The organism is Bradyrhizobium sp. ORS 375 (assembly GCF_000239775.1).
In the GTDB taxonomy this organism is placed as follows: Bacteria; Pseudomonadota; Alphaproteobacteria; order Rhizobiales; family Xanthobacteraceae; genus Bradyrhizobium.
Genome location: NZ_CAFI01000403.1, coordinates 1 through 13,830 on the forward strand (window position 1 = coordinate 1; position 13,830 = coordinate 13,830).

9 protein-coding genes and 1 pseudogene are annotated in these 13,830 nt (G+C 64.9%); 2 read left to right on the top strand and 8 right to left on the bottom strand.

Annotated elements, in window-relative coordinates; all coding sequences use genetic code 11:
* Nucleotides 1-1,512 (bottom strand): autotransporter-associated beta strand repeat-containing protein (locus tag BRAO375_RS26980; RefSeq protein ID WP_175345370.1); only part of this gene is annotated, 1,512 nt, incomplete at its 3' end.
* A gap of 1,760 nt (nt 1,513-3,272) precedes the next feature.
* Between BRAO375_RS26980 and dusA the strand changes: the two genes are divergently transcribed.
* Entirely contained in the window at nt 3,273-4,229 is a 957-nt protein-coding gene (dusA, locus tag BRAO375_RS26985) for a tRNA dihydrouridine(20/20a) synthase DusA (RefSeq protein WP_035642454.1), read from the top strand.
* 272 nt (nt 4,230-4,501) lie between these two features.
* Here the strand turns inward: dusA and BRAO375_RS26990 are convergent.
* The 7 genes and pseudogenes from BRAO375_RS26990 to BRAO375_RS27015 form a co-directional block, all read right to left on the bottom strand.
* A pseudogene (locus BRAO375_RS26990) lies at nt 4,502-5,269 on the bottom strand (aminotransferase class I/II-fold pyridoxal phosphate-dependent enzyme); the annotation flags it as partial.
* Nucleotides 5,270-5,303: 34 nt separating this feature from the next.
* Nucleotides 5,304-5,840, bottom strand: coding sequence for a TIGR02281 family clan AA aspartic protease (locus BRAO375_RS26995; RefSeq protein WP_009030603.1), 537 nt, complete (start codon nt 5,838-5,840; stop codon nt 5,304-5,306).
* A gap of 28 nt (nt 5,841-5,868) precedes the next feature.
* Nucleotides 5,869-6,066 (bottom strand): DUF1289 domain-containing protein, encoded by a 198-nt coding sequence (locus tag BRAO375_RS36590; RefSeq protein WP_083842545.1) that lies wholly within the window; start codon nt 6,064-6,066, stop codon nt 5,869-5,871.
* Between the two features lie 47 nt (nt 6,067-6,113).
* The gene (locus BRAO375_RS27000; RefSeq protein ID WP_009030605.1) at nt 6,114-7,712 is read right to left on the bottom strand and encodes a sensor histidine kinase; all 1,599 of its coding nucleotides are present in this window, start codon (nt 7,710-7,712) and stop codon (nt 6,114-6,116) included.
* Between the two features lie 119 nt (nt 7,713-7,831).
* The gene (locus BRAO375_RS27005) at nt 7,832-9,277 is read right to left on the bottom strand and encodes a PepSY domain-containing protein (RefSeq protein ID WP_009030606.1); all 1,446 of its coding nucleotides are present in this window, start codon (nt 9,275-9,277) and stop codon (nt 7,832-7,834) included.
* Nucleotides 9,278-9,281: 4 nt separating this feature from the next.
* Nucleotides 9,282-11,669 carry a TonB-dependent receptor domain-containing protein gene (locus BRAO375_RS27010; protein ID WP_009030607.1) on the bottom strand — a complete coding sequence of 796 codons (2,388 nt, stop codon included), beginning with the start codon at nt 11,667-11,669 and terminating at the stop codon, nt 9,282-9,284.
* Between the two features lie 344 nt (nt 11,670-12,013).
* Nucleotides 12,014-12,883 (bottom strand): NAD(P)-dependent oxidoreductase, encoded by an 870-nt coding sequence (locus tag BRAO375_RS27015; RefSeq protein WP_035642446.1) that lies wholly within the window; start codon nt 12,881-12,883, stop codon nt 12,014-12,016.
* Nucleotides 12,884-13,144: 261 nt separating this feature from the next.
* On the opposite strand from BRAO375_RS27015, the gene BRAO375_RS27020 reads away from it, so the two are divergent.
* The gene (locus BRAO375_RS27020; RefSeq protein ID WP_009030609.1) at nt 13,145-13,591 is read left to right on the top strand and encodes a VOC family protein; all 447 of its coding nucleotides are present in this window, start codon (nt 13,145-13,147) and stop codon (nt 13,589-13,591) included.
* Nucleotides 13,592-13,830 lie beyond the last annotated feature (239 nt).

The window sequence follows — 13,830 nt, forward strand, 5'->3', positions numbered from 1 at the left end:
CGCGTTTGCAAGACCGCCCATGACGTTGCGCTGGTTGACATTGTAGCCGCGCAGCGGATCGCCGTCGCGGCCGGAGCCGCCGCCGCTACTGCCGCCGCCATCCTGACGACCACCACCACCACCCGTGCCGTCGGCGGTCACGTTGAGGAAGACATGGTTGGGGTCATAGGTCAGCGAGGCCGAGAAGATCGGCAGCAGATTGCCGGTGACCAACTGGCCGAAGCGACCCGTGACGCTGTTCGCATCGAGGATGCCGTACTGCTTCGTCACATAGCTGCCGTTGACGAAATTGGCCGACACGGTGGCGCCCCCGAGCGTTGCGGTGCCGGTGACGCTGGTCTTGCTCGCGGCATCGGGCGAGACGTTTACGGCATACGTCGCTCCTTTGGCCAGGGCCAGGTCGCCGCGAACCTTGAGCGTGCCGAACTGAGCGGCATCGCTTCCGGCACTCAGTGTGCCGCCGTCGTTGACCACGGTGCTCGACACGGTTCCACCGCCGCCCAGCGTGGCTCCAGCGTCGACTGTGACGCCGCTGGAGCTTGCAATGGAGCCGTCGACGATGAGCCAGCCGCCAGTGACCCTCGTCGCTCCGGTGTAGCCGTTGCTGCCGCTGAGAGTCAGCGCGGATCTTCCCTCCTTGGTGAGGGAGCCGCCGGTGCCGCCGCTCTCGCTGAGGTCCCGAATGGTGCCCGCGAACGTCGTCTCGATGTTGTTGCCACCGACCGTGAGATTCTTGCCGCCGAGCCGAACCGTCCCGCTGCCCTCGAGCGAGCCGATCGTCGTGCCAGAGGTTGTCAGGGTGGACACGTCGAGAATGCCCCGGTCCGTCAGGGACAGGCGAGCGGCTCCGCCGCTCGATTTCTCACGAAACGACACGATTCCACTCGAATTGATCGTAGCATCGGCTGCCGTGCTCGTACCGAGAAAGTCCAACCCTGCATGGAAGTTATTGGCGATGATTGCACGGTCGGCTGTCGCGCTCCCTTCGAAGGAAGTCGTGCCGGTGTTCGTAATCGACGCCTTGGCGGCAGTACTCTTGTCGGCGAACAGCAAGCTGGCGCCGGTGCGATTCTCAATTGTCGCACCATCCGCGGACGCGCTTTCGGTAAAGCGGACATATTGGTTGTTAGTGATCTTCGCCGTAGCTGCCTTGCTCAGGCCGATGAATTGCAGCGTGGATTCGACGTCGAATCTGACGGCTCCCGCGCCTGGCTGGGTGACAATCCCGGCACCCGTCAGTGCGAACGAACCTGCCGCAATGGTGAAATCGTAGCTGCTCGAGCCTGCGTTGAACTTGAGCGTGTCGACGGACCAGAAGGACTGCGACGTGATACTCGTCCGGTTGCTCTGTCCGAACGTCGCCACCCCGTCCGGAAGCACACTCCCGCTCCAGTTCAAGTTGTTGCTGAAGACCCCGTCGACGCCGCCCTGCCACGTTCCATCGTCCGCGCGTGCGGACGTTGCCGATCCCAGCAACGCGAGCGCGGACGTCGTCAGCAGCAGCGTGTGCAAGCAGCGCAACTGTCTGCGTGCGCCTGTCTCTCGTTGGGTCCTGTTCTGGCGCGGTGGTCCTGACACTTCTGACAACATGACGGTCCTTATTCTGGCGGCGACTAAAACTCATCTCGTCGTCGAGAATAGAGTTCCCGGCATGAGCGGGGCGTCGGGCGAACGGGTGATACCGGCCACAAGAGAGTGCGCTGTTGATTTTCAGCGACACCGACATTTTCGGCCCCGATTGCGGATGACGTCGTCGACCTCCCGCTTCATGCCCTCGGCGGCACCTGCCGCGTCGTTCATCAGGGGGGCGCTCGTGCGGATATCTTCGGGCCGGTCATGGCGAGCCTGGTCGGCGCGCAAGGTGAATGCTAGGACGAGGCGGTGATTGATGAATACCGCGATGTCTTCGCCTTCCGCTCGATCGTCGACACCGAGATCTGCCGGTGCGAAGCGGCCCGCATCGCGACGCGGCGCTTGCAGATTTCCGACTGGCCGTGCTCGTCAAGCCCTGCGAGCGCATCAAGAAGGCAACGGGCCAGTTTGTGTCGTACTGCTAGGGGTCTCGGACAGAACGATGAAGTTGCGCCGTCCGAGACAAACTCCTGATGCTCTGATCTCGTTGGCGTTCCCGGGAGCGCGACCAGCGAGCAGGGCTCGGCCTCGTGCTCCTGGGTGGGATCTGCCCGGCACGACTTAGTCGAAGGACTGGATGAGATATCGTAGCTCGGTTGGTGTGGGGAAAGGCGATAGCGTTCCCCTGACTCCAACCCCGATACCTATGATGGCGCTCCTAAGTGTTGGGTCGCAGGCGCGGCCCTGCAGCATGCTGTCAGCAGCGAGTGACTACCTCCAGCCCGGGGGCGAGAGGGCAATCCTTGGGCCCGTTTCAACTCGGGCAAACCAGAAAAGCGTTTTCGGTTAATGTTCTCGGTGCCTGTCAGGAAGCCCGCACCGAACGGATACAGTGGAGCGTTTCTGGCTTTAGGTGTGTGTAGCGGCGCAGCATTTTCCAGTCCTTGTGCCCGGTGACAAGTGCGACCTGTTCGATGGAAAATCCAGCTCGAAAAGGCGCCTCGTGCCTTGGTGACGCAAATCGTGAAAATGAAGATCATCGATGTTCAATTGCTGACACTGGCGTCGAAATGCTGTTCCAACAGATCGTCCATTGTAAGGGAAAAATCCGACCTTCGCGAGTATTCGAGAACCGAACTTCCTCCTCATTGATCTTGCATGCGTCAGCCTGATACATCCAGCAGGGGAATTCGCTGATCGTTGCCCTTCTTCTTGTGGGGATCTTTTCGACTGCGAATGAGGAGCATTCGGCCGCGGGCGTCGACGTCGCGCCATTCGACTTTTAGCAATTTCGTCTTGCCGCATAGCTGTTGCGACCGCAAATCGGATGATACGACCAACCGCGATCTGTTGCCGACTGTTTGATTCCAACGCTGAGATAATACGATCGCGTTCGTCTTGCGTGGGACGGCGATTGCGCTCGTGGGCTTTTCGGTGCGCCATTCTTCGGCGTCCTTTCGGCGGAGAAATGTCTCATTGACATATTTCCCCTTTCGTCGGACTTGGGCTCTCCAAGAGCCGGATTTCAGTCTGGTGATAGTTGCCACGCGTGTGCGCTCCGTGCGCACTGAGGCGTCGAAAAGCCGGAAAAGACGTCGCACTATGGGGTAGGATACAGTGCACACGACGCGACCTGACGGGTTGAAGTTTCCGGAAAAATGCAGATAGATCAATTACATAGATTTGCCGTGGCGCCGATGATGGACTGGACCGACCGGCACTGCCGCATGTTCCACCGGCTGCTGTCGCGGCGGGCGCTGCTCTATACCGAGATGGTCACGACGGGCGCCGTCATTCACGGTGATCGGAAGCGTCTGCTCGGCTTCGATGCGGCGGAGCATCCTCTGGCGCTGCAGCTTGGCGGCTCGGATCCGGGCGATCTCGCGACCTCGGCGAGCATCGGCGAGGACTTCGGCTACGACGAAATCAATCTCAATGTCGGCTGTCCGTCGGACCGGGTGAAGGATGGCCGCTTCGGCGCGTGTCTGATGGCCGAGCCGGCGCTGGTTGCGGCCTGTGTTGCCGCGATGAAGCGCGCGGTGCGCATTCCCGTCACCGTCAAATGCCGCATCGGCATCGATGACCAGGATCCGGAGACCGCGCTCGATGCGCTGGCGGATGCGGTGGTCGACGCCGGTGCCGACGCGCTGATCGTGCACGCGCGCAAGGCGTGGCTGAACGGGCTGTCGCCGAAGGAGAACCGCGACATCCCGCCGCTTGACTACGACAGGGTGTACCGGCTGAAGGCGCGGTTATCGCACGTGCCGGTCATCATCAATGGCGGCATCACCAGCATCGAAGCGGCGGAAGCTCATCTCGCTGATGTCGATGGTGTGATGCTCGGGCGTGCGGCCTATCAGGAGCCGTGGCGGCTGCTCGATGTCGATCCCGTGCTGTTCGGCGAGGCTGCGCCGCATCGGAGCATGAAGGATGCGCTGGCGGCGCTCGAGCCCTATATCGAACGCCAGCTCGGGCAGGGCACGCGGCTGCACGCGATGACGCGGCATCTCGTCGGCGCCTATCACGCCGTTCCGGGCGCCCGCGCCTTCCGCCGCCATCTTGCCGAGCGCGGCGTCAAGCCTGACGCGGGCATCGATGTGTTGCGCGAGGCCGTGGCGATGATCGAGGAACGTGCGCCGGCCGCCGCGATCGCCTGACTTATGAGTTGACCGGCAGCAGCTCGGCCACGACCTGCCGCGCGATCGCATTCTCCTCGGGCAGTCCGATCGAAATGCGCAGCCAGTTTTCGAAACCCGGCTGCGCACGGCCGATAACGATGCCGCGGGCAGCGAGCGCCGCCGCCGCGTCCGCATGCGGCCGGCCGCAATCGAAGAACACGAAGTTGGCCTGCGAGGCGCTGAAGCGGCGGCCGCGCGCGCAGCAGCGCATGCCACGCCTCGCGCTCGGCCGCGACCTTGGCCCGCACAGTGTCTACGTAGGTGCCATCAGCCAGGCTCGCGATGGCCGCCGCGAGACTGAGCCGGCTCAGCCCGAAGAACGCGCCAACGCCCATCTGCTTCAGCGCGGCTGCCAGCAGCGTCGGCGCCAGCGTATAGCCGATGGCAAGACCGGCCAGCCCGTAGATCTTGGAGAACGTCCGGAACACCGCGACATTGGCGCCCTCGCGCAGCAGCGGCGTGACCGTGCGGGCGGCGAAATCCGGGACGAATTCGAGATAGGCCTCGTCGACGATGACGAGCGTGCGTGACGACAAGTCGTGGACGGCTTCGACGAACAGCGCGGCGTCGCTCACCGTGCCCGAGGGATTGTGCGGATTGACGAGATAGACCGCGCGGGTGGTGCCGTCGACGGCGGCTGCGATGGCCGGCAAATCGTTCTCCAGCGCGGCATTCAATGGCACGCCGATCACGCGGCCGCCCGCCGGCGCCACCGCATCGACCAGAGCCGTGTAGCCCGGCTCGGAGTAGACGAACGTGCCGCCGGCGCCGCCCTGGGCGGACAGATAGAGGCCGAGCACGTTGAGGTTCTCGCCGAGCACGATCTGCCCGGCCGCGATGCCTTCGCGCGCGGCGATTGCGGCCGTGAGGTCATCGACCTCCCGGCCGGTGTAGCGGGCGAGGCCGGCGAGATCGGCCTGGATCGCCGCGATGGCTGCAGGCGAGGGGCCGAACGGAGTTTCGTTCAGGGCGAGCTTGATCTGCGGGATATCGGCCATGGCGGGAGCGTAGGCCGACATCGTCCGCCGGCGCAAGGCAACGCTGGCTGCGGCCTCAGCTGCGGTCGGGATAGCCGTGCAGCATCAGTCGGTCGGAGCGAACCTCGAAGCGTTCGAGTCGGTCGAGAAAGCTCATGCCGAGCAGATTGGTCTTCATCTGGCCGTGCGGCACGACCAGCGCCGGGACCGAGCGCTCCACCAGCTTGCCGATCGCCAGCCGATCGAGCGTCAGCCGGGCCGCCTTGGTGTGGCCGCCCGCGGTCTCGACGTCGACGTCATAGTTCAAAAGCTCGAGCGGCAGGCCCGCGGCCTTCGCGGTCTCCCAGGTCAGCACCACCGAGGTCGCGCCGGTGTCGACCACCATCGGCGCGGTGACGCCGTTGATCTTGGCGCGCAGCGCGAACTCGCCGCCTTTGGTGCGTTCGATCTCGACGGCGTTGGTCGGCGGACTCGCCCCGGCCCGGAAGGCCCGGCTGCGCAGCATCTCCGAAACGGTGTCGCTGGCCAGCGCCGCCTGCTCGGGATCCTTGTAGACGATCACGGCGCTCGCGGTGACCACCATGGTGACGAGAACCAATGCGATCTTGTTCATGCCCGGCCTCCGATGAGGGCGGCCTCGCTCAGTCGCGCTTGCGCGTCATCGCGGGCAGGCCGGCATCGTGCATGCGGCTCTGCAGCCCATCCATCACGCTCAGCCGCTCGTCGCGTGACATGCGGCCCCAGCGCGCGATTTCCTGCAGCGTGCGGCCGCAGCCGAAGCACAGCTTGGTCTTCGGGTCGATCATGCAGACAGCAATGCAGGGGGTATCCTGGCTCATGCTGCGAGTTGAAAAGGTTCTGGTCCGGCTTTGCAAGTGTCATCATCTCACAGTCCCGTTCCGGCATTCATGATCGGTTTGCGCAGCAGCCGCCGCTTCTCCTGGGCGGGCGCGGCGGCAGGATCCGGTTGCAGCGGCGGCGCCTCGTCCGACAGTGGCGCCAGCGCCGACATCACCCGCTCCGGCGGGAAGGTGACGATCACCTCGGTGCCGATGCGGACTTTCGACTTCAGCGTGAACGTGCCGCCATGCATCTCGATCAGGTTCTTGGCGATCGGCAGGCCGAGGCCCGCGCCCTGTTCCGCAGACTTGATCGAGTTCGAGCCCTGGCCGAACGAGGCGAGCACGATCGGGATCTCGTTCTCAGGAATGCCGGAGCCGGTGTCCTTGACGCTCAGATATTGTCCGCCCGACGCGGTCCAGCCTGCCTTCAGCCAGATCTCGCCGCCCTGCGGCGTGAACTTGATGGCGTTGGACAGCAGATTCAGCACGACCTGGCGGATCGCGCGTTCGTCGGCCCAGAGGCGCGGCATCTTCTGCTCGAACACCTCGTGAATGGTGATGCCGCGGCTCGAGGCGCGCAGCTTGAGGAGGTGGTGGCAGTCGGCGATCACGTGCACCAGCGCCACCGCTTCCTCGTTGAGCTCGTAGCGGCCCGCCTCGATGCGCGAGAGATCGAGGATCTCGTTGATGAGGTTCAGCAGATGGACGCCGGAATTGTGGATGTCGGCGGAGTATTCCTTGTAGACCGGCACCGCATGCGCGCCGAAGATCTCGCTCTTCATCACCTCGGAGAAGCCGAGAATGGCATTCAGCGGCGTGCGCAGCTCGTGGCTCATCTGCGCGAGGAAGCGCGACTTGGCGACGTTGGCGGCTTCGGCGCGGTAGCGCGCCTCGTCGGAGATCGCCTTGGCCTGCTCGAGCTCGCCGATCAGCGCATCCTTTTCGGCGCGCGCTTCCAAGGTGGCGAGCGTGGTCGAGTGCAGCTGATGCGCCAGCAGCACGAAATAGCCCTCGGCCGCAATTGCAAAACCCGCGAGCAGGTAGTTGTCGAACGTGCCTGACAGCGCGAGGCTCAGCGTGATCGCGACAGTCACCGGCGCGGTGACCGCGACCGCCGCGATCGGCAGATTGGCCGCGAGCATGCTGGAGACGGCGATCACCAGCAGCATCAGGAACATCATCAGCGTGCCCGACACCTCGGCCAGCGCGGGATGGATCAGGATCGCCATCCAGCAGACGCCGTAGAGCAGGTCGAGCAGCACGAAGCGCGTGCGCCAGCGTCGGGTAGCCGCCAGCGACGGCTGGTCGGCGAGGAAGTTGGTGCAGTTGCGGACGATCGCGGCATGGATGCAGAGCACGCCGAGCGTCCAGGCGCCGGCGGCCAGCGCGTGCAGCCAGACGCTCAGCATCAGGCCGGTTGCGACCACCAGCAGCATGACGATGTAGGAAGCGGAGATGCGGGTCTGTGCGTATTGGCGCAGCAACTCGCGATCGAATGCCGGTCGCGTTCCCGAGGTCGACGTTAACCGGTCGCGCGCCTCGCGCACCCGCTGCTGCGCCGCCCGGCGCTGGCTTGCCGGCGCGAGCGCCGGCGCATCGGCCGGAAGCTCGACAATCTCGGGCTTTTCCGCGGGTTTACTCATCAACAACACAAATCCTGCCCGGGGCCGCACGGGCTGCTTTCTGCATCGTCTATAACTGGCTCGAAATCCTTAAGACGGATTATAGACAACGAAAAATTTGCGTTAACCGCGCGTTAAAATTAACCATTGTGGCGGGGCGCGAGCCCGCTCGCGCGCAACCGCCGCCACCCGATCACGAGGCCGGTGATGCTGAAGGCACAGCCGGCCGCGCACAGGCCGACGATCAGCAGTGTGCGCAAGGTCGCGTGCGCGAGCAGGGTCGGGAAATCGAGCGTGTGCAGCGCCTGATAAAGCCAGCGGTAGGTGCGCCTGGACGGATCGAGCTTCTCGAGCGCAGCGCCCGAGGCGGAGTCGATGTGATACCAGGTGTCGCCGCAGACCACGCGATGAACCGGGGCCCGCGGCACGTCAGAGACGAACGGGTAGTCGTCGCCGGGCTCGACCTCGATCGATCGCGCGCAGTCGCTGCGCAGCCGGGCGGTGACGGCGTTGATCTCTGCCGGCTGCAGGAAGCGGCCGACGATATGCCAAGCGGAGCCGTCGAGCACGGAGATCTGCTGCTGCATCAGCGCGCGGCGCGTGCGCTGATGCAGGCGGCCGCCGAAGCCGAACCATTCGATCTCGCGGACCTCGCCCGACACGCTTGACAGCGGCGTGGCAGTGAGCCGCGTCCAATCCGGCGCGCCGGTGAGGACGGCGTCCTCGGAGGGCGTGAGATGGCCGGTCGCAAACAGCCGGCCGTGATCCATCGACAGCCAGCCGCTGACGATCCAGGTCAGCAGGAATTGCGTGCAGACGAGGCCCGCCCAATGATGCCACAGGTGCCAGCCCCGATAGCGCGAGGTGAGCCGGGCCCTGCGCAGCCGCAGCCTGACGGGACCGAGCAGGGCGCCGGTCGCGGCGGCAATGACCGCCGCCAGCGACAACCACCAGACCACGACGTCCCAGGCGGCCCAGTCCTTGCGCAGCACTGTCGGATAGATCCAGTGGACGACACTGCCGAGATAATTCCAGCGGCGCTCGAAGCCGGTCGTGTCCAGCACCACGTCGCCGGTCCGGGAGGAGACGTAGAGCTCGGTGCCTTCGGCATCGTTCAGTGCGATCCGGTAGAGCGGGCGGTGCGCATCGAACCGGTTCGGCACGGTCCATTGATCGTAATCGTCGAGCGCCGCGACCGTGCCATCGGCGCCGAGACCACGCTGCTGCGCCGTTGCGCGGGCGATGGACCGCGCGAGATCGGGAGCCTCCACGGTGGCCGCTGCCAGCGTGTCGGCACGAACGGCCACGCTCCGGTCGGCGGCGGAGACGACATAGACAGGACCATCCGCGCGTTGCCACAGCCGCACGCGGCTGGGGCGGTCGATGCCGCTCGCGACGACGGCGTCTGCAGGACTGCGTAGGCTTGCGGCAGGATCGAGCGGCTTCAGCCCGGCGAAGCGCTCGCTCTCCGTTTGCGCCGGAAACGGCACGAAGTGCATCACGATGCCGGTCGCAAACCACAGCACGAACAGCGGACCGAGCGGGATGCTGAGCCAGCGATGCGTGAGGATCAGCGCCCGGATCATGCTGTCAGAACTTGAACGAGGCTTCGACCTCGTAGGTGCGCGGCGCGCCGAGGAAGATCTGGTCGGGATAGAACGGATCGCTCCAGGCGGCGTAGCGCTGGTCGGCGACGTTGCGGAGCCGGAAGGCGAGACGGGTGCCGGTTGCGGTCGCAAACAGGGGCACCTTCGGCAGGTCGACGAAGGCGAACAGGTCGGCGGTGGTATAGGCGAGGAGCTTCACCGTGTTGGCATCGGTGCTCCAGCGATCGCCGACATGGCGTACGGAGAAGCCGAGCTCGACCGGCCACCAGCCGGGATTGAGGAAGCGGTAGGAGCCGCCGCCATTGACGATCACGGCCGGAATGTTCGGCGGGGTGTTGCCGGAGAACGAGCCGCCGCCGGCGAGGTCATAATCGGCATAGCGCGCGCGGACATAGGCGACGTTGCCCCACAGTCGGCTCTCCGGCGTCGGCCGCACGGCGGCTGCGAGCTCGACGCCCTGCGACTTCACCTTGCCGGCAAGGTTGAGCTGCTGGCCGGCCTGGGCGCTGTAGACGTTGTTGCGCTCGATCTCGAAGGCCGAGAAAGTCCACTCCGCGCGGCCGTTCCATGTGAGCTGCTTGACGCCGGTCTCATAGCTGCGGGAATCCGACAGCGTGAGGTTCTGCGCCGGGGTCACGATGAAGATGCTGTCCGCGGAGATGTCGGTCGCAGTCGCATATTGGCTGTAGAAGGTCGTGCCGGGCAGGGCCTCCCAGGTATATCCGATGCGGCCGGTGAGCGGCTGCCAGCTCTTGGAATAGGGGAAGCCGGGCCGTTCGGCGCCGTTGCGGATCCAGTTGCGGTCGAGCGTGAATGGATTGTAGCGCAGCCCGCCCACCACGGCGAACGTGTCGGTCAGCCTCAGCCGGTCCTCGAGATTCAGCGCGACGCTGTCGAGGGTGGCCGTCTGCATTTGCGTGGTCAGGAGCCCATAGGTGCCGCGGTCGAACCCCACCAGCGGCACCGACTCGCCCGGAAAGTTTGCAGCACCCGGCCGCGAAAAATCGGTATGCGAACTCTCGACCGAGGCGACGAGGCGGTTGGCCAGACCGAACAGGCTGCCGTTCCAGGTGACGTCGGTGACGTTGCCGACCATGTTGTGGTTATGGTGGACGAAGAAGCGCTCGCGATCGACCAGATTTGTATTGGCGTTGAAGGCCGACACCTCGTTGTTGTACCAGTCGCGGCTGGCATTGTAGTTGTAGATCTGGCTCCGCAGGGTGACGGCGTTGTTCAGGTCCCATTCGAACCCGCTGCGCACCCAGGATTCCTTGATCGTCTTGTGGCCGTCCACGACGTTATAGTTGCTCGACAGCGTGCGGCGGTCGATCGTCACGGCGCCCAGATTGCTGCCGTTGTAGTCGGACACCTTGGTGCCGGAGACGATGCCGCTGGTCGCATTGGCGCCACTGAAGCTCACCGGCACCAGCGGCGTGCCTTCATAGGGCCTGGCCTTGTAGTCCTTGAACTCGGCTGCCACGAAGGTCTTGAAGCTGTCGGACAGGCGATAGTTCAACTGCCCCGAGACGTGGACGTTCTTGAACTCGGTATCGTCGATGAAGCCGACTTCCCTGGTGCGGCTGATGTCGAAGCGATAGTCGAGACCTTTGACGGTCGTACTGCCGCCGGAGCCGAAGCCGCTGCGGAACGTGCCGCGCTGGTCGAAGCCGATGAAGGCCTCGTTCTCGACCGGGCCCGACTGCGGCGCCTTGGTCACGAAGTTGATGGTGCCGCCAACCGCGCCCTGGCCCGAGATCAGCGAGGAGGGTCCCTTCAGGATCTCGACCCGGTCGAGATTGAAGGTCTCCATGGTCAGCGCGGTGAAGCCGGTCGGGCCGATGTTGATGCCGTTGTAGAGGACGTTGACCTGGTTGCCCTGGAAGCCGCGCATCGCGTAGCCGACATCGTTCGGCGCATCGCCGGCGCTCACGCCGGTCGCGCCTTTCACGGCATCGACCGTCGTGTGGTAGCCCTGCTCGCGCAGCGTCTCGGCGCCGATCACTTCGATCGTCGCCGGCACCTCGCGCGCAGTCAGGCCGAGGCGGCTGCCAGCGGCCGGGGTGGCGTTGCCATTGAGCGGTGTCGCGGGCGAGGCCGCGCTGACGGAAAAGGCGGCAACGGACGGCGCGGTTGCTGACGATGGCGCCGCGGAACGGCGTGACGCAGGACGCATGGCCCGGTCAGCCGTTCGGCTCGACGATGGCGCTCGCGCCTGCCGCTGCCGCGGGACATCGACTGTCACGTCCGGGAGCAAGGTGTCCGATCTCTGGGCTGGGCTGGCGGCCTGCTGGGCATGGACGGGCCCGCCCGACCAGCCGGCCATTACCGTTCCCGCCAACGACAGCGAGCCCAAAATTGTCCGTACATTCATTCCGATCCCCATCGCAGGTGTCGACCACGCCGGCGCCTGCGCCCCCGTAACGTTCACGATGACACGGACGAGAATTAGCCCGAACCATCAAGAATGTAATGTTATAACGTTACATTTATCCGATTTCTTATCATGCTGTCTCGAGCCGGCAACACCTGCGAACGATTAGCGATCGCAACGGGTATCAGCGAGTCGCGGGGCGTGCAATGGAGCGCCCGGTCAATGGGAAGCGCGCGTTGGCCGGGGGTCAAAGGAGAAGCGTCGCTTCCCCCCACCATGCCAGATGCAAAACGGCCGCCGCTCGGATGAGCGGCGGCCGTTTGAACCGCAGACAGGCGTTCGGATTACTTTTCCAGCCGGGCGAGCAGGCTCGACGTATCCCAGCGCTTGCCGCCGAGCTTCTCGACCTCGGAGTAGAACTGATCGACCAGCGCGGTCACCGGCAGATGAGCGCCATTGCGGCGCGCCTCGGACAGGCAGATCGACAGGTCCTTGCGCATCCATTCCACCGCAAAACCAAAGTCATACTTGCCGTCGTTCATGGTCTTGTACCGGTTCTCCATCTGCCAGGACTGGGCGGCGCCCTTGGAAATGGTCTCGATCACGGCGGGAACGTCGAGGCCCGACTTCTTGGCGAAATGAATGCCTTCGGAGAGGCCCTGCACGAGGCCCGCGATGCAGATCTGGTTGACCATCTTGGTCAACTGGCCGGAGCCGGCCGGTCCGAGCAGCTTGCACATCCGCGCATAGGCCGCGATCACCGGCTCGGCGCCGGCATAGGCGTCCGCCGTGCCGCCGCACATCACCGTCAGCACGCCGTTCTCGGCACCGGCCTGGCCGCCCGACACCGGCGCGTCGATGAATTTGAAGCCGGCCTTGGTGGCTGCGGCGTCGAGCTCACGTGCCACTTCAGCCGACGCCGTGGTGTGGTCGACGAAAGTCGCGCCCTTGGCCATGCCGGCGAAGGCGCCATCCGGGCCGATGGTGACCGAGCGCAGGTCGTTGTCGTTGCCGACGCAGCACATCACGAAATCCTGGCCTTCGGCGGCCTGCTTCGGCGTCGCTGCGGTCTTGCCGCCGAACTTGTCGGCCCATTCCTTCGCCTTGGCCGCAGTGCGGTTGTAGACCGTGACCTCGTGGCCGCCCTTCTTCACGAGATGCCCTGCCATGGGGAAACCCATGACGCCGAGACCGATGAAAGCGACTTTAGCCATATGCGTGACCTTGACCTTGGGGTTCTGCCGGCGGCCTTGGGATGGCCGGGCGATTCTTGAACAGACACATCAGCAGCCGGCGGGGTTCCGGCGGCGTGCTGGACGCCGCACCATAACGGCTTGCGAGGCGGGGGCAACGGCTTCGTGACGGATGCGAAAGCGCGCCGCCATGCTAAAGAGGCATCGTCATGACGGCTTGCAAAGCCGTCATCCGGCAACGAAATCCGAAGAACTCAACGATCCAGTCAGGGAGTGTCTCGCATGGGCGTCAGCGTCGGTGTGCTCGATCATTTCAACATCCGGACCCGCAACCTCGCGGAGACCGTTCGCTTCTATGAGGACGTGCTCGGGCTGGAGAACGGCGCCCGTCCGAACTTCGCCTTCCCCGGCGCCTGGATGTACAGCGAGGGCCGGCCGGTGGTGCACCTCGTCGACATCTCGCCGACCTCCGAGGCACAAAAGCCCGACTCCGGCGTCGTCCATCACGTCGCCTTCGTCAGCCGCGGCTTTGCCGGCATGAAGGCGCGGCTCGCGGCCAAGGGCATGCCGTTCGACGCGCGGCAGGTCCCGGGCGGCGAGTTGTGGCAGATCTTCGTGCGCGATCCCAACGGCGTGATGATCGAGCTCAATTACGAGGCTGCGAAAGAGCAGGCCGAGGATGCGCCGGTCGAGACCGCGGGCGACATCGGAACCAAGGTGGCGTTTTGAGTCGACCTTCATTATGAAGCAGCGCAGCAGAGGGCTGGCGCGATCTCGTCGCGAACGACGGAAGATCGCGTCCGGCCAACAGGATAGGGCGCGACGATGTGGCGCGTTCTGAAGCACTTCAGGAGATGCGCCGTGAGCGTGACGCAGCAGCAGGTTCTCGAAGCCCTCAAGCGGGTCCGCTCGCCACGCGGCGTGGCGCTGCCGGACGCCGGCGTGCTGTCGCCGATCACAGCCAATGA